The organism is Huijunlia imazamoxiresistens (assembly GCF_037132455.1).
In the GTDB taxonomy this organism is placed as follows: domain Bacteria; phylum Bacteroidota; class Bacteroidia; order Chitinophagales; family Chitinophagaceae; genus Flavisolibacter; species Flavisolibacter imazamoxiresistens.
Genome location: NZ_JBBBEI010000002.1, coordinates 327,403 through 344,057, shown reverse-complemented (window position 1 = coordinate 344,057; position 16,655 = coordinate 327,403). Strand labels below are relative to the sequence as shown.

Here is a 16,655-nt window from a genome sequence, read left to right as displayed (position 1 = left end):
ATCTGGCGCATTTTCGCCGCCATCCCCATCCCGGCTATGCTACTTCAGCGCCGTTTGGCTATTTTTACACCCCCTTTCCGCACCGGGGCATTAAACTGATTTTCTGATATGAAGCAACCCAAAAGATACTTAGTGACGTCGGCCCTGCCCTACGCCAACGGGCAAAAGCACATCGGCCACCTGGCCGGTGCCTATATCCCGGCCGACATTTACGTGCGCTACCTGCGGGCGCAAAAGCGCGACGTGGTGTTTGTGTGCGGCAGCGACGAACACGGCACCGCCATTCCCATCCAGGCCCGGAAGGAAGGCACCACGCCCCAGGCCATCATCGACAAGTACCACGTGATCATGAAAGAGAACTTCGACGACCTGTCGATCTCCTTCGATATCTACGACCGCACCAGCAACCCGCTGCACCACGAGACCACCCAGGAGTTCTTCACCTACCTGAACGACCGCAACACCCTGGAGGTAAAGGAAAGCGAACAGTACTATGACGAGGAGGCACAAACGTTCCTGGCCGACCGCTATATCAGGGGCACCTGTCCCAACTGCGGCTTCGACGGCGCCTACGGCGACCAGTGCGAAAAATGCGGCACCGCCCTCAGTCCCGACGAACTCATAAACCCGGTAAGCACCCTGAGCGGCAAGCCGCCGGTGAAAAAAGCCACCAGGCACTGGTACCTGCCCCTGAACCGGCACGAAGAATGGCTGCGCAGCTGGATCCTGGACGACCATAAGGAAGACTGGAAGGCCAACGTGCTGGGCCAGTGCAAAAGCTGGATCGACAACGGCCTGCAGCCCCGCGCCGTCACCCGCGACCTTGACTGGGGCGTGCAGGTGCCCCTGCCCGACGCCAAAGGCAAGGTGCTGTACGTATGGTTCGACGCCCCCATCGGCTACATCAGCGCCACCAAGCAATGGGCCCTGAACACCGGCAGGGACTGGGAGCCCTACTGGACGGACAGCGACACCAAGCTGGTACACTTTATCGGCAAGGACAACATCGTCTTCCACTGCATCATCTTCCCGGCCATGCTGAAGCTGCGCGGCTATATCCTGCCCGACAACGTGCCCGCCAATGAATTCATGAACCTCGAAGGCGACAAGATGAGCACCAGCCGCAACTGGAAGCTCGATATGCAGGATTACATCGACGACTTTATCAAAAAAGACAACGGCGGACCGCAGCTGGCCGACGCCCTGCGCTACTACCTCACCACCATCCTGCCCGAGACCAAGGACAGCGAATTTACCTGGAAAGGCTTCCAGGACGCGGTGAACAGCGAGCTGGTGGCCATCTTCGGCAACTTCGTCAACCGCACCTTCGTGCTGATGCACAAGCTGGCCGGCGGCAAAGTGCCCGCTTTCCACAACGACATTATCGACGAGCAGGACAAAGGACTGGTAAAGGAGATCGAGATCAGCAAGCAGAAGACCGAAGACCTGCTGGAGCAATACAAGTTCCGCGACGCCCTGTTCGAAGTGATCGACCTGGCGCGCAAGGGCAACAAATACATGCAGGACAAGGAACCCTGGATCAAGGCCAAGCAGCTGGACGAGAACGGCAAGGTCTCTGCCGCCGCCCAGGCGCAGATCGACAACACCCTGCACCTCTGCCTGCAGCTGTGTGCCAACCTGGCGATCCTGGCCAACCCCATTCTTCCCAACACCGCCCGCAAAATGTGCCACATGATGAAGGTGGTGGACAAAATGCTGGACTGGGAAAATGCGGGCAAGACCAAGCTCCTGAGCGTCGGCTATACGCTGCGCGCCCCCGAGCTGCTGTTCCGCAAGATCGAGGACGCCGAAGTGGCCACCCAGGTGGAAAAGCTCCGTGCCGCCGCCCGGGAGAAAGAACAGGCAATAAGCAATGAGCAATCGGCAAACAGCAATCAACAAGAAGCAACTAAAGAACCAATGAATACGGAAATTACACCTGCAGCCGAAACGGTAATCGAAGGACCGAAGACCGAGATCCAGTTTGATGATTTTGCGAAGATCGACCTGCGCATCGGCACGATCCTTACCGCTGAAAAAGTGGAAAAGGCCGACAAGCTGCTGAAGCTCCGGGTGGACCTGGGTTTTGAGCAACGCACCATTGTTTCGGGCATCGCCCAGCACTTCGCCCCCGAATCGCTGCCGGGCAAGCAGGTGATGGTGGTGGTGAACCTGGCGCCGCGCAAAATGCGGGGCATCGAAAGCCAGGGCATGATCCTGCTGGCCGAACAACCGGACGGCAAGCTGGTATTCGTTACCCCCGAAGCCACCATGACCAACGGTATGGCCGTACGGTAAACGGGGAATCGGGGTATTGGCTCATTAGGATATTGGGAGGGAACTTTCCTTTGGAAAGAAGGAAAACAATCCAACCTTAAGACCTGCAACTACCCGGTTAACCAACCCGTAAACTTGTAAACCCGTAAACTCGTAACCTTTGCAAAGCCGGCAAAGCGGTTGTTGGAACAACCGCCTGCCGGCTTTTTTTAGTTTTTAACGGCCTTTAACCTTTTCTTTAATTCAATTTTAGCATCTTCAATTTTCAAGCATTATGAAGCGAATTCTAACCATTATCATCCTGGTCGCTGTGGTTGCAGGGGGCTGGTATGCCTATAAAAAATTTACCGGTAAAGTCAAAAGCCTGACGGAAGCCCCTACCGATGCCCGCCTTTCGGCGGTGGAGCTGCTGGCTGCCTTTGAAAAAGATTCCGCCGCCGCCAACCGCTCCTACCTGGGAAAGGTGCTGGAAGTGACCGCCCCCGTAAAATCGGTGGAGCAGGAGGAAGGAAGCGCTACCGTGTTGCTGGGTGCCGACGGGGCGCTGTCGTCGATCCGCTGCAGCATGGATTCGGCATTTGTTAAAGAAGCCGCCGGCTTAAACCCGGGCGGCGCCACCACCGTCAAAGGCGTCTGCACCGGCTACAACCCCGATGAAATGGGACTGGGCGCCGATGTGGTGCTGAATCGCTGCGTATTGATCGCTCCTAAAAAATAAGTATGAAAATCAAAACACTGTTGCTCCTGGGCCTGGTAGCGCTGGCTGGTTCTGCCCACGCCCAGAATAAGTTTTATACCAAAAGCGGTAAGATCGACTTTTTGTCCACCACCCCGCTGGAAGATATCGCCGCCAGAAATAAATCGGCTGTGGCCGTGCTGGACGCCCAGGCCGGCACCCTGCAATTTTCGGTGCTGATGAAAGGCTTCGAGTTTGAAAACGAAGAAATGCAGGAGCATTTCAACGAAGACTACCTGGAAAGCGACAAATTCCCCAAGGCCGAATTCAAGGGCCAGATCCTGAACAACGGGGCCATCAATTACGCCAAACCCGGCACCTACACCGCCCAGGTTAAAGGCCAGCTGACGCTGCACGGCGTCACCCGTGAAGTGCAGACCACCGGCGCCATCAAAGTGGAGCCCGACAACCTGAAAGCGACGTCTTCCTTTAATATCCTGGTGGCCGACTACAACATCCGCATCTCCTCCCTGGTTCGCGACAAAATTGCCAAAACAGTAAAAGTGACCGTGGATACGAAGCTGGACCCGCTGAAGTAGCAGGGAATTGGTTCATTGGTTAATTGGGATATTAGGGCGTTAGGTTGAAAATGGCTTCCCCCTCCCAATTAACCAATGAACCAATTCCCCCATTTTTATGGGTCCTTCTTTTCTTTCGGAAGTTCCGTTAACTTCATAGGCGATAGTTGTTTCACTAACTATATTTTTATGAGTAAACGGATCATCAGAAAAGTAGCTGTTTTAGGCAGTGGCGTGATGGGTTCGCGCATTGCCTGCCTCTTTGCCGGCATCGGCGTACAGGTGTTGCTGTTGGACATCGTTCCGGCCGACGCCAGGGAAGCGACCTCCAGGGTGCAACGCAACCGCCTGGTGAACGAGGCGCTGCAGGCCGCCCTCAAAAGCAGCCCCTCCCCTGTTTATACCGCCGACACGGCCAAACGCATCACCACCGGCAACTTCGACGACGACCTCAAAGAGCTGGCCTCCTGCGACTGGATCCTGGAGGTGGTGGTGGAACGCCTCGACATCAAGCAACAGCTTTATGAAAAGGTGGAACAGGTGCGCAAGCCCGGAACGCTGATCACTTCGAACACCTCCGGCATCCCCATCCATTTACTCAGCCAGGGCCGCAGCGACGACTTCAAAAAGCACTTCTGCGGCACCCACTTCTTCAACCCGCCCCGCTACCTGCGGCTGCTGGAGATCATCCCCACAAAAGATACCGACCCCGGTATCGTATCCTTCCTGCTGCACTACGGCGACCTGTTCCTGGGCAAGACCACCGTGCTGGCCAAGGACACGCCTGCCTTTATCGCCAACCGCATCGGCGTTTACGGCATCATGGCCATCTTCCAGCTCGTGGAAAAGCTGGGCCTCACCATCGATGAGGTCGACGCCCTCACCGGCCCCGTGATCGGGCGGCCCAAATCGGCCACCTTCCGCACCGCCGACGTGGTAGGGATCGACACCCTGGTAAAGGTGGCGAAGGGCGTGGCCGACAACTGCCCGGCCGACGAAGCCCGCGACATCTTCCGCATCCCCGCCTGGCTGAACAAGGTGGTGGAAAACAACTGGCTCGGCGACAAAACCGGCCAGGGCTTTTTTTCCAAGAGAAAAGGAGAAAAAGCAGAAAAAGAGATCTATACCCTCGACCTGAAGACCTTTGAATATGCGCCCCGGCAAAAGCCGAGGTTCGCCAGCCTGGAGAGCGCCAAAAACGTGGACGACCTCAAACAGCGGCTGAAAATGCTGGTGGCCGCCCCCGACAAGGCGGGCGAGTTCTACCGCTACTTCCATTACGGCCTGTTCTCCTATATTTCCCACCGCCTCCCCGAGATCAGCGACGAGATCTACCGCATCGACGACGCCATGAAGGCCGGCTTCGGCTGGGAGATCGGCGCCTTCGAAAGCTGGGACGTGCTGGGCCTGGCCCCTACCGTCCAAAAGATAAAGGAAGCAGGCTATAGCGTTGCTCCCTGGGTGGAAGACCTGCTGGCCGCGGGCTTTACATCTTTTTACAAGATCGAAGACGGCCAGACGCTCTGCTATGACCTTGCTGCCAAAACCTACAAGCCGGTACCCGGCAGCAGCGCCTATATTATCCCCAGCAACTTTGCCGGCAGCACCGTCTGGAAAAACAACAGCTGCAGCCTGGTGGACATCGGCGACGAGGTGCTGGCCCTGCAGTGGAATACCAAGATGGGCACCATGGGCGGCGACGTGCTCAGCGGCATTACCAAAGCCGTGGAGCTGGCGGAAAAGAACTACCGGGGACTGGTGATCGCCAACGAGGGCGCCCACTTCAGCGCCGGCGCCAACGTGGGCCTCATCTTCATGTTTGCCGTGGAGCAGGAATGGGACGAGCTGGATATGGCGGTACGGATGTTCCAGGAAACCATGATGCGGGTGCGGTACTCGGCCGTGCCGGTAGTGGTGGCGCCCCACGGGCTGGCGCTGGGCGGCAGCTGCGAGCTGAGCCTGCACAGCGACAAGATCTGCGCCGCCGCCGAAACCTATACCGGCCTGGTGGAGCTGGGCGTGGGCCTGATCCCGGGCGGCGGGGGCACCAAGGAGTTCGTGCTGCGGGCTTCGGACGAAATGCACCCCGACGAGCCGGAAACGATCACGCTGAAAAACCGGTTCCTTACCATTGCCACCGCCAAGGTATCCACCTCTGCCCAGGAGGCTTACGGCCTGGGCATTTACCGCCGCGGGCTGGACGAGGTGGTCCTGAACCCCAACCGCCGTGTCACGGAAGCAAAGCAGTCGGTGCTGGACCTGCAGGCCAGCGGCTATACCATGCCGCAGCCGCGGACCGACATCCGGGTGCTGGGCCGCTCGGCCCTGGGATCACTCTATGCCGGCATCCACGGCATGGGCCGCGCCCGCTACGCCACCGAACACGATATGGTGGTAGCCCGCAAGCTGGCCTACGTCATGTGCGGCGGCGACCTGAGCGAGCCCACCCTGGTTAGCGAGCGCTACCTCCTCGACCTGGAGCGCGAAGCCTTCCTGTCGCTTTGCGGCGAACGCAAAACCCTGGAACGGATCCAAAGCGTGCTGAAGGGCGGTAAACCGGTTCGGAATTAATTTGAATAAATTATGGGCGAAGCAGAACTGAACATAGCGCGGCAGGAACTGGTTATTTCCTCCCACCTGGTCACTTATGGGGATGCCAGCAGCATCGAGCTGGCCGAACAGATGCGGGAGGAGATCGAAACGATGTGGAACGAGCCCCAGGTGCAGATACAAGTCGGGGACACGGCCTGTAAGCTGGCGTTCCGGATCACAGCGGAATGGAACCCCGGGATCAGCGAACTGGAAGTGTACCAGAATGTGGACCCCCGCAACAACTACTTCCGCATCGAGGAGTATGCCCAGGGCAATATTTCGTTCGTGGACGGCGTCCCCTGCAACAGCGGCTATTTCAAACTGGAAAACCTCTATAAAGGCTCCACGACGGCGGCCCACGAATACGGCCATACGATCGGGCTGGACCACCCCGGTATCCTGGATATCCGCGGCCGCGGCATTCCCGGCATCATGTATCCCCGGGGCACGCTGGTGGACCCGCAATTCCAGTACGACCCCTCCAAACCGGCCGGCGTGACCGGCGGCACCTTACACCCCATGCACCGCCGGGTACAACCCCTCGACATTCTGAACCTGAAGCTGCATAAGCTGCGCTTCGTAGCCAACAAAGCCATCGTAGGTGAGTTTACCAACGTGTACCATTGGAAACACTGAAACAGTTTACGCGTTTACAAGTTTACGGGTTTACGAGTTCGGCGTTACGCCCCTAATTCCCAAGGAACCAATGAACTAATTTCCCTCATTGATCGAAAGGTTCTTGACCGCTACGCCGATGTTGGGGAAGCGAAACTGGTAGCCGGCACGTTCGGCCTTTTTGCTGCTGACGGTGGCGCTTTTGAGCACTTCGACGCTCATTTCACCCAGGAGGACTTTCAGGGCGATGCCGGGCGCTTTTACGGGAAGATAAAACCGGTTGCGGGCCCTGGCCATCGCCAGCACCAGCTGCCGGTTGGTGACCGGCTCGGGGGCCACGGCATTGTACACGCCCTGCACCTGTTCGTTTTCCAGGGCAAAGAGGTACAGGCCCACAATATCGCTGATATGGATCCAGCTGACCACCTGGTCGCCGGTACCTAGGATGGAAGCAACGCCCATGTGGAGGGGCTTTTTGAACTCGGCATAAGCGCCGCCGCGGTTGCTGAGGACGATGCCGGTGCGCAGCTTGACCAGGCGGATGCCCAGGCCGGCCACCGGGTCGATGCTTTCCTCCCACTGCCGGCAGGTGGTTCCCAAAAAGGAGCCGTCGGCAGGCGCCCCTTCTTCAAAAGGCCGGCCACCCGGGCGGTCGGCCCCGTACCAGCCGATGGCCGAGGAACTGATCACCGCCTGCACCTTGTTGGGCGTTTCCTGCAGGGCTTTTACCAACAGGCGGGCGCTGCGGGTGCGGCTGTCCACGATCTCCTTTTTGCGGGTGGCCGTCCAGCGGCCTTCCCCTACGTTGGCCCCCGCCAGGTGCACGATATAGTCGGCCGCCTGCAGGGCGTCTTTATCGATGGTGCCTTCATTAATATTCCACCGGGCATATTCCACCGCGGCATTGCGCCGGGCAGTGGCGGGTGGCTGGCTGCGGCTAAGGATGATCACCCCATAGCCGCGGGCCGTCAATTCCTGGGTCAATGCCTTTCCTATAAGACCGGTACCTCCGGTAATCAATACTTTTTTCATATCAGCGGGAACAATGATACGGAGAAATTAGTTGCGGCGGCAAAATCGGCCAGCCCGAGCTGCTAAGTGCTTATGCTTAGCGACTTATAACGATTCGGGGCTAAGAAAAAACCTACACCGATGAAATTGCCGTGTTCATCGAAAAATGGCCTTGATGGCCGGAATTCTCAACAACATCTTGGCCTTTTTAAGCACCTTTACCTAACTGCTCAGCTGGGCGTTCCAATATCCGGTGAAAGTACGGAGGATGATTTCCGTGCCTTTCGCCCGAACTATGTTTCCAAATCCTTTGTAAAAACCTAGAACCATATGGGTCGACTATCTGTAATCGGTGAATCTGCAACAGGGTTCGCTGGCGTTTTAAATTCGGAACTCATGAAAAGCAAAACTAACTCGCTTAAAATAGCCCTCGCTGACGATGACGCAGACGACCAGTTTCTTTTCCAGCTGGCGCTGAAAGAAGCCAGCGGCGAATCGGCTTTGGAAATCTACAACAACGGCGCCCGCCTGATGGAGGCCCTCCTGCAACCCGGCGCCGACCTGCCCCACGTTATTTTCCTGGATATGAACATGCCCCGCAAAAACGGGCTGCAATGCCTCGAAGAAATCCGCCGGCACGAATCCCTGCAACATATTCCCGTGGTGGTGCTGACCACCTCCATCAACCAGGCGGAGATCAAAAAGGTGTACGAAACCGGCGCCAACCTGTACTTCCGCAAACCTTCCGAGTTCCCCAAGCTGGTAGCCCTGATCGAAAAGGTCTGCACGATGGACCTGACCTCGAAGGGACAGATGGCGTTCAATTAGGATGTTTACGGGTTTACAAGTTTACGAGTTGGGTTCTGAGGGCGAAACCGCTTTAGGGGGGTAGCGTTCAGGGCCTTTTTTCATTTCCGCTTTTGCCGGCGGTGCAACGTTTTCGGAAAACGGGGCCTCATATTTCAAATTGTTTCCATGAAGCCTGCAATCCCTTCGCTACCGGCAGCCTGCCTGGCCCTGTTGGTCACTGCCTGTTCGCCCAGCCAGAATCCTATTCAAACCGACGAAAGCCCTCAGAAGCCGGCCGCCAGCGCCCCCGCCGGCCTCCGTTCCTCCTGGAAGGAAACGGCCTCCTACTACAGCATCGGCGACCCTGCCATCCACTGGAAGGAAACCCCTCCGGACAGCGCCGAGATCATCCGGTTCGGAGCCAACGATGTTTTTTACAGCAACCGGCAGCCCGCCCTCAACCGCTACCTGCTGGATACCACCCAAACACCCGCCGCGCTGAAGGTGTTTACGGCCGGCAAAACGGACACCCTGCGCTGGCGCTACTCCCCCATCGGCCCCGACAGCCTGGACATCGGCTTCGCCTGCTTTGAAGCCTGCGGCAAACGGTTCGTGCGCCTCCCGGACTGATGCAGGAACGGAAATTTTGAAAAAGCAAAAGGGTTGAAGGACCGGAAAGCGTGGCTTCCGGTCCTTCAACCCTTTTGCTTCAATATTTTTCCGAAAGGATCTTTTCCTGCCTGGTCTTTACCAGCGGGGCTGGTAAAAAACCCCCGCCGGAAACGGCGGGGGAAACAACTAAAAACAGAAGCCTCATCTCGGCTTATCCTTGGAACAAAGGTTAGTCGGGTTTCTTCCCGTCTAAAAATGTATTGATCGTACTGATTTGCGTGCTCTTACCGTCGGACTTCACCGAGTAATTGCTGTAGAAGTTCTCTACAGACGAAGAATTATTGAACAACTCCATATTGCGGCGAATATAAGCCGGAACCGTTTCGAACTCGTTGTTCGGATCAGCGGCATTTACATTGAACGACAGGTTGCGCAGCTTTTGCAGGCGCTCGGCAGCCCGGCGCTTTTGGTCCACGGCCGCATCCTGCAGGTCTTCCTGCACCAGCATCTGGTTTTGAGCCGCCTTCTGGTCGGCCGCTACCGGGATGTCGTTGCGGATCACCAGCTGCATATCGATGTTCTCTTCTTCTTCCATTTTGGCAACCTCTGCCGGGCGGGCAGCGGCGACGCTGGCCTTCGCCTCGTAAACGGCCGGACGCGATACATAGCTGCTGGTGCTGCCACCACCGTTGCTCACGCCGCCGGTGGGTCCGGACGGGTTCTGGATGATGGTCCGGTGCAGGTTGGCGAACTTCTCCTCCAGCTGGCGCTTCTTGCGTTCCAGCTCCAGCTTTTCCTCGTCCACGGGCACCTGCTGTACTTCCTCCTTCAGGCGGAACTGCAGGCTGAGGGCGGCATTGGCTTCCTGCTCCTCTTCGTCGTGCAGCATCTGCAGGTCGAAGGAGCTGTCGTGCAGGCGGGTCAGGTGGGCCTCGTCATCGCGGTGGATGATCGCCGGCTCTTCGATCAGCTTGGGCGCCAGGGGATCCACCGGTTCGATGGGCTCCGGAGCCTTGGCTTTTTTCTCATCGGCGGGGTCGGCAAGGCGCATCACGATCTTCTCTTCTTTCTTCGGCAGCTGCTGCTCTACCTGGGGCTTCACGGTTTCCTTCTTCATGAAAGGATCGTTGTAGTCGAAGCCGGTGGCGATCAGGGTAATGCCGATCTTCTCGCCCAGGTTATTGTCGTAGCCCAGACCCAGGATGACGTCGGTATTTTCGCCGGCCTGGCTGATCAGGTGATTTTGAATAATATCCACTTCGTCCATGGTGAACTCGTGTTCGCCCTCGGCGGAGTTGATGTTGATGAGGATCCATTTGGCGCCGCGGATCTCGTTGTCGTTCAGCAGCGGCGAGTTGAGCGCTTCCTCGATGGCGCGCTGTGCCCGGTTTTCGCCGTGGCAGGCCGCGTTGCCCAGGATGGCCACGCCGCCGTTGCGCATAACGGTGCAGACGTCGGCAAAGTCCACGTTGATCTGGCCGGTGCTGTTGATCACGTCGGTGATACACTTGGCGGCGGTGGCCAGCACGTTGTCGGCCTTGGCAAACGCATCCTTCATCCGGAGGTTACCGAACTGGTGGCGCAGCTTGTCGTTGCTGATCACCAGCAGGGTGTCCACGTATTGCTTCAAGTTCTTGATGCCTTCTTCGGCCTGCAGCTGGCGCTTTTTTCCTTCGTAGGAAAAAGGCGTGGTCACGATGCCCACGGTCAGGATGCCGAGGTCTTTACAGATCTTGGAGATGATGGGGGCGCCGCCGGTACCGGTACCACCGCCCATGCCGGCAGTGACGAAGGCCATCTTGGTGTTCACTTCCAGGATGCGCTTGATCTCCTCCAGCGATTCTTCGGTGGCCTGCCGCCCGATCTCGGGGTTGGCGCCGGCACCCAGTCCCTGGGTGAGGTGCGGACCCAACTGGATCTTGTTGGGCACTTCGCTGAGGGCAATGGCCTGGGCATCGGTATTGCAGATAATAAAGTTCACATTTTCGATATGCTGGCTGTACATGTGGCTTACGGCGTTGCTGCCACCACCGCCAATACCGATCACTTTTATAATGGAGGATTTTTCCTTCGGTAAATCAAATTGAATCATAAAAAATTTTTTGGGTTCTTGGTTAGTGGGATTTCATTCCAGATGGATGAGGGTGGATAAGAGCTTGCGTCTGGTGGTGCCCCAGCGGCGCCAGACGCAAAACGCTTACAGGTGATGATCTTCTTCTTCCTTGAAGATCTCGATCAGGCTGTTTTTAAACTTTCCCCAGAAATTGGTCATCCCTTTTCTGCGTACCGCAGTTTCCTGCCTGCTGATCACTTCCACCGGTTGCTCTTCTTCCACTACTTCACTCTTCAACCCGGGAGGTACCACTACCTGCCGAAATTCTCTTTCAAACTGTTTGCGGTTATGTTCGTAATCGTCGTATCCTTTTAAAATCAAGCCGAGGCACGTGGCGTAGGTTGGCTTGGCCAGCTCTTCGATGTGGCCGGGCGCCAGGTGTTCGTTGGGCAGTCCCAGGCGGCAGTTCAGGCCGGTGGTGTACTCGGTCAGCTGAATGAGATGCTTCAGCTGCGAGCCGCCGCCGGTGAGGATGATGCCGCCGTTCAGCATCTTATTGTCCAGCCCTACCTGCTTCAGGTGGTAGGTGACAAAATCCAGGATTTCTCCCATGCGGGCCTGGATGATGTTGGCCAGGTTTTTCACGCTGATCTCCTTGGCGGGCATGCCGCGGAGGCCGGGGATGGTGATGTAGGCGTTTGCCTTGGCCTCGTTGGCCAGGGCGCTGCCGAACTGCACCTTCATCTGCTCGGCCTGGGTGCGCAGGACGCCCAAACCGGTTTTGATGTCGTTGGTGATGTTCTCGCCGGCGAAGGGGATCACGGCTGTATGCTTCAGGATGCCTTCGTAGAAAACGGCCAGGTCGGTGGTACCGCCGCCGATGTCCACGATGGCCACGCCTGCTTCCAGGTCTTCCGGCGTCATAACGGCGGCGGAAGAAGCCAGGGGTTGTAAAACCAGGTCTTTGGTGATCAGGCCCGACTTCTCCACGGAACGGTTGATGTTGCGGATAGCGTTCTTGTCACCGGTGATGATGTGAAAATTGGCGCCCACTTTCACCCCGCCATACCCGATGGGATCGGGAATGTTCTGGAAGTTGTCCACCGTAAATTCCTGCGGGATCACATCGATGATCTGGTCCCCGGCAGGGATGTACGTCTTGTACTGATCGGCGATCAGCTGGTCCACATCCTTTTGCGAGATTTCGTTTTCGGTGTCCTGACGCACGATATCGCCACGGGTCTGCAGGCTTTTGATATGGTGGCCTGCGATGCCCACATACACCTCGTTGATTTCGAGTTGCGGGTTTGATGCGTAACAATTGGTGAGTGCGGTCCGGACGGCCTTAATGGTTTCGTCAATGTTCAGTACCTGCCCATGCTTTACACCATTGGAGCTGGCACGTCCAAATCCCAAAATTTCCAGTTTGCCAAATTCATTCTTCCTTCCGGCGATCACGGCGATTTTGGTGGTTCCAATGTCGAGGCCAACAATAATGGGTTGCTCGTTGTTCATGTCTTTAAGTTGTTGCTTTTAGTTGTTATGTACTCCGGGAAGCAGCGTGGAAACGTCGCCGCCCGGAAAATTGTTTTTGTCCAAGAGAATTTCAGCTCCCGTCTATCTTTCTGATTCCTGTCTGCGCGGCATAACGGCTTTGGGCTTTCTGTCCGCGGTTTTATGTTCCGGTTGCTTCTTTACAGCCGGTTTGTTCCGGACCGGCTTTTCAGAAGGCTTCTTTTTGACTTCGGTTGTTTTCTTCTCCGGCGCGGGCTTTTTTTCCGCTGCCGTGTTCCGGTCCTCGTCCTGCTCCCTTTGGGCCGGGGGGCTTTGCGGACCGGGGGTTTCCGTCCTTCGGGCGGGCGTTGCTTCGGCTTCCGCCTGCTGAGCGGCGGCTTCGCTTTCCTCCGCCTCCTCCTCGTCCTGCGTCAGGGCGCTGCGGCGCAGCAGCTCGCGGATGTTCTCCTGCAGCTTCAGGGAATCCACCACCGACACCTCGCCCTTATGCACCGCCACCACCTGTCCTTCAAACTGCACGTCCAGTGCGCCGTAGCGATCGAAGCCCGATTTGCTGGCCACCTGCTGGTAAAACAGGAAGAGGCGTTTCAGCTTCTGGTCCAGGTTTTCGGCCGTGCCGATGCGGATGACGTGGTTGCCGATGGTCGGCAGCAGCTCGAAGGTGCGGGCCGGGGTGATGTCGACCTGCGCGATCTGGGCCCGCCAGAAGGGATGCTCGTTGACAAAGGTGGCCACCTGCTTTACTTCGTTCAGCAGGGCGCTGTCCTTCGAAGAGAGCTTCCGTACCGCCGGGAAGTTGCTCACTACCGGCACGCGGGCGCTCATGCCCGGGAGCAGCGGCATGCGTACGCCGCCGCTGTCCAGGTAAAACGACTTGCCCGTGGTGGTGAACACCCGCGCCACGGGAAGCCTTTCGGTGAGGGCTACCTGCAGCACGTCGCGGTGATCGAAAAACAATTCCGCCTGGGCGATCCAGGGATTCTTTTCCAGCTCTTTTTCCAGCATCGCCAGGTCGATGGACGCCACCGGCTTGTCGATCAGCCGGCCGTTGTTGGCAAATTTCAGGGCCCCGGCGATATCGCTCTTATCAAGATACATGTCCTCTCCTTCTCCCCGGATGTTGATGACCACTTTTTTGCAAAAGTGGCTGTTGCGGCCGCTGTTGGCCGCCACCAGCAGGGTGAGTATGCCGCTGGCGATGGTAAACCACAGCCCTGCCTGCACTACTTTTTTTATGGAGATGCCCTTTTTCACTATGCTTGTCCGATAATGGTTTTCAGTTGCGGCAGCAGCGTATCGATATCGCCGGCACCGGCGGTAATGATCACTTCGCCAAATTCCTTGTCGATCGTTTTAACGTACCCGCTCATCCACGCTGCCAGTTCATCCTTGGGCACAATATGTTTGTTTTCGCGCTCCACTTTTTCCAGGATCATCTCGCTGCTGACGCCTTCTATCGGCAGCTCGCGCGCCGGGTAGATGGGCAGCAGGATCACCTCGTCGGCTATGGAGAGGCTTTCTGCAAACCCGTCCGCGAAATCGCGGGTGCGGGTGTAGAGGTGCGGCTGGAAGAGGATGGTGATCTTCCGCTGCGGAAACAGGCTGCGGGCGCTGGTAAGCAGGGCGCGCAGCTCCTCCGGGTGGTGGGCATAGTCGTCTATGAATACCGGGTACACATAAGCGCCTTTTTCCTGCGGCACCGGGGGAATGATGTATTCGAAACGGCGTTTGACCCCTTTAAAGTCTCTGACCGCCGCCTTAATCTTTTCTTCGTCGATCTCCAGGGCGTTGGCCACGGCAATGGCCGCCACGCTGTTCTCCACGTTGTGCATGCCGCCGATCCGCAGCTCCAGGCCGGTGATGGCCTTGCCGGGCAGTTGCACGCTGTAGTGGTAACCGCCGTTGTCGATGCGGATATCGAAGGCGTAAATATCGGCGCTGTCGTTGCCCAGGCTGTACGCGAGCTTGCGGGGCGCCTGGATGTCGCGTACACGTTTCAGGCCGAACTTGGCAATGAGCAGGCCGTCTTCTTTTAATTTATTGCCAAAATCCACAAAGGCATCCTGCACGTTCTTTTCGGTGCCATAGATATCCAGGTGGTCGGCGTCCATGGCGCTGATCACGGCGATGTTGGGCGACAGCTTCAGGAAGCTGCGGTCGTATTCATCGGCCTCCACCACGCATACGTTGTTGGGGCTGCTCCAGAAGTTGGTACCGTAATTTACAGAAATGCCCCCAAGGAAAACGTTGCAGCCATAACCGGTATGCCTCAGGATATGGCCGGTCATGGTGGTGATGGTGGTTTTGCCGTGGGTGCCGGCGATACAGATATTAAAAGAGTTTTCGGTGATCAGCTGCAGCACGTCGCTGCGCTTCACCACCTTGTAACCGTTTTCGCGGAAGTACACCAGCTCGGCATGCTCCTGGGGCACGGCGGGGGTGTACACCACCAGCTGGGCATCTTTGGGAATCACCGACAGGTCTTCGGAGTAATGAATGGCAATGCCGGACTGCTCCAGCTCGCGGGTAAGGTCGGTGGGGGTTTTATCGTAACCGGCCACCCGTACCCCCTGTGCATGGAAATACCGGGCCAGGGCGCTCATCCCTATGCCGCCGATACCAATAAAGTAGACACTCGAAACCCCTAGAGAGGTAGAAGGACCGCCTGTGTTTTTTGTCTCCGTTAGCATTCAAATTTTAATAAACAGTTATCGCTCTTTGTTTCTTTAAAAATCCATCCGGGCACCTTCGGCTTCGCCGCGGCGGACCTTCAGGGCGTTCAGTATTTCACCGGCAATCACTTCATCTGCGTTCCGCACCGCCTGCCTGCCTATGTTTTCTACCAGTTGTTGTTGTTCGTTTTCGTTCTGCGACAGCCGGATGATCGCCGGCACCGCATGTTCCTTTGCTTCGCTGTCCGTCACCATCAGGGCGGCGTGTTTTCGTACCAGGTTCTGGGCGTTGACCGTCTGGTGGTCTTCGGCCGCAAAGGGATACGGCACGAACAGCACCGGCTTGCGCACCAGGCAAAGTTCGGCGATGGCCATGGCCCCTGCCCTCGAAATGACCATATCGGCCGCGGCATAGGCGTTCTCCATCTGGGTGATAAAGTCGTTCACCCATACACCGGTCTTACCCCTGGCCCTGGCCTTTGCGGTTTCGGCATACAGCTTCCCGGTTTGCCAGATCACCTGCAATCCGGCCTGCAGCAGCAGGTCCAGGTCCTTGTCGATGGCCTCGTTGATGGACTTGGCGCCCAGGCTGCCGCCCACCACCAGCACGGTTTTCTTTTCGGCGCCCAGGCCGAAGAACGCCAGGGCTTCGCTTTTCGAAACCGTGGAATGTTCGATGGACTTGCGCACCGGGTTGCCGGTGAGGACGATCTTTTGGGCCGGGAAAAACTTTTCCATGCCGTCGGTGGCAACAAACACACCGGTGGCTTTTTTGCCCAGCAGGATATTCGACTTGCCGGCAAAGGAATTCGATTCGTGGATGAACGTGGCGATGCCCTGTGCCTGGGCATAGCGCAGCACCGGGAAGGACGAATAGCCCCCGACCCCAATGACGGCGTCGGGCCGGAATTCACCTACGATGCGGCGCACCTGCAAAAAGCTTTTAACCAGCTTGAAGGGCAGGGCCACGTTGCGGATCAAAGAGCTGCGGTTAAAGCCCGCGATGTCCAGTCCCCGGATGGGATAACCGGCCTGGGGTACTTTTTCCATTTCCATTTTCCCCTTGGCCCCCACGAACAGGATGTCGCAGGACGGCACTATCTTCCGCAGGGCATTGGCGATGGCAATGGCCGGGAAAATATGCCCGCCGGTGCCGCCACCGGCGATAATGAAACGGGCAGCCCCCCCTGCCCCCCCGGAGGGGGGGGTAGGGGGTACCGTCTGAGAGATATGTTGCTGTCCGTTGTTCATTGTTTCTTTATTAG

Annotated in this window: 13 protein-coding genes; 7 read left to right on the top strand and 6 right to left on the bottom strand. The window is 57.4% G+C overall.

Translation table 11 applies throughout. The features are described 5' to 3' along the window. Positions 1-108: 108 nt before the first annotated feature. The 5 genes from metG (at position 109) to V9K67_RS03245 (ending at position 6,759) form a co-directional block, all read left to right on the top strand. Positions 109-2,298, top strand: a complete 2,190-nt coding sequence (gene metG, locus V9K67_RS03265) for a methionine--tRNA ligase (protein WP_336720062.1) — start codon at positions 109-111, stop codon at positions 2,296-2,298. A gap of 253 nt (positions 2,299-2,551) precedes the next feature. Next, the gene (locus V9K67_RS03260; protein WP_336720060.1) at positions 2,552-2,995 is read left to right on the top strand and encodes an OB-fold protein; all 444 of its coding nucleotides are present in this window, start codon (positions 2,552-2,554) and stop codon (positions 2,993-2,995) included. A gap of 2 nt (positions 2,996-2,997) precedes the next feature. Beyond that, positions 2,998-3,552: a YceI family protein gene (locus V9K67_RS03255; protein ID WP_336720058.1), complete on the top strand. Its 555-nt coding sequence runs from the start codon at positions 2,998-3,000 to the stop codon at positions 3,550-3,552. 168 nt (positions 3,553-3,720) lie between these two features. Further along, positions 3,721-6,102: a 3-hydroxyacyl-CoA dehydrogenase/enoyl-CoA hydratase family protein gene (locus V9K67_RS03250; RefSeq protein ID WP_336720056.1), complete on the top strand. Its 2,382-nt coding sequence runs from the start codon at positions 3,721-3,723 to the stop codon at positions 6,100-6,102. Between the two features lie 12 nt (positions 6,103-6,114). Beyond that, positions 6,115-6,759 carry a zinc metalloprotease gene (locus V9K67_RS03245; protein ID WP_336720053.1) on the top strand — a complete coding sequence of 215 codons (645 nt, stop codon included), beginning with the start codon at positions 6,115-6,117 and terminating at the stop codon, positions 6,757-6,759. 75 nt (positions 6,760-6,834) lie between these two features. Here the strand turns inward: V9K67_RS03245 and V9K67_RS03240 are convergent, their stop codons facing one another. Continuing rightward, positions 6,835-7,770 (bottom strand): TIGR01777 family oxidoreductase, encoded by a 936-nt coding sequence (locus tag V9K67_RS03240; RefSeq protein ID WP_336720050.1) that lies wholly within the window; start codon positions 7,768-7,770, stop codon positions 6,835-6,837. Positions 7,771-8,145: 375 nt separating this feature from the next. Here V9K67_RS03240 and V9K67_RS03235 point away from each other — a divergent pair, with 375 nt between their 5' ends. Next, complete coding sequence (locus V9K67_RS03235; protein WP_336720049.1) at positions 8,146-8,577, top strand: response regulator; 432 nt, start codon at positions 8,146-8,148, stop codon at positions 8,575-8,577. A 147-nt stretch (positions 8,578-8,724) separates the two neighbouring features. Beyond that, positions 8,725-9,168 (top strand): hypothetical protein, encoded by a 444-nt coding sequence (locus V9K67_RS03230; protein WP_336720047.1) that lies wholly within the window; start codon positions 8,725-8,727, stop codon positions 9,166-9,168. Between the two features lie 211 nt (positions 9,169-9,379). On the opposite strand, the gene ftsZ is transcribed toward V9K67_RS03230, so the two are convergent. The 5 genes from ftsZ to murG form a co-directional block, all read right to left on the bottom strand. Next, the gene (gene ftsZ, locus V9K67_RS03225) at positions 9,380-11,242 is read right to left on the bottom strand and encodes a cell division protein FtsZ (protein ID WP_336720046.1); all 1,863 of its coding nucleotides are present in this window, start codon (positions 11,240-11,242) and stop codon (positions 9,380-9,382) included. A 105-nt stretch (positions 11,243-11,347) separates the two neighbouring features. Next, a complete protein-coding gene (gene ftsA / locus V9K67_RS03220) occupies positions 11,348-12,718 on the bottom strand; it encodes a cell division protein FtsA (protein ID WP_336720045.1) in 1,371 nt (456 codons plus the stop codon). A 102-nt stretch (positions 12,719-12,820) separates the two neighbouring features. Beyond that, positions 12,821-13,972 carry a cell division protein FtsQ/DivIB gene (locus V9K67_RS03215; RefSeq protein WP_336720044.1) on the bottom strand — a complete coding sequence of 384 codons (1,152 nt, stop codon included), beginning with the start codon at positions 13,970-13,972 and terminating at the stop codon, positions 12,821-12,823. Then, the gene (gene murC / locus V9K67_RS03210; protein ID WP_336720043.1) at positions 13,972-15,408 is read right to left on the bottom strand and encodes a UDP-N-acetylmuramate--L-alanine ligase; all 1,437 of its coding nucleotides are present in this window, start codon (positions 15,406-15,408) and stop codon (positions 13,972-13,974) included. Before murC ends, V9K67_RS03215 begins: the two co-directional genes overlap by 1 nt. A gap of 36 nt (positions 15,409-15,444) precedes the next feature. Further along, positions 15,445-16,641: an undecaprenyldiphospho-muramoylpentapeptide beta-N-acetylglucosaminyltransferase gene (murG, locus tag V9K67_RS03205; RefSeq protein WP_336720041.1), complete on the bottom strand. Its 1,197-nt coding sequence runs from the start codon at positions 16,639-16,641 to the stop codon at positions 15,445-15,447. Positions 16,642-16,655 lie beyond the last annotated feature (14 nt).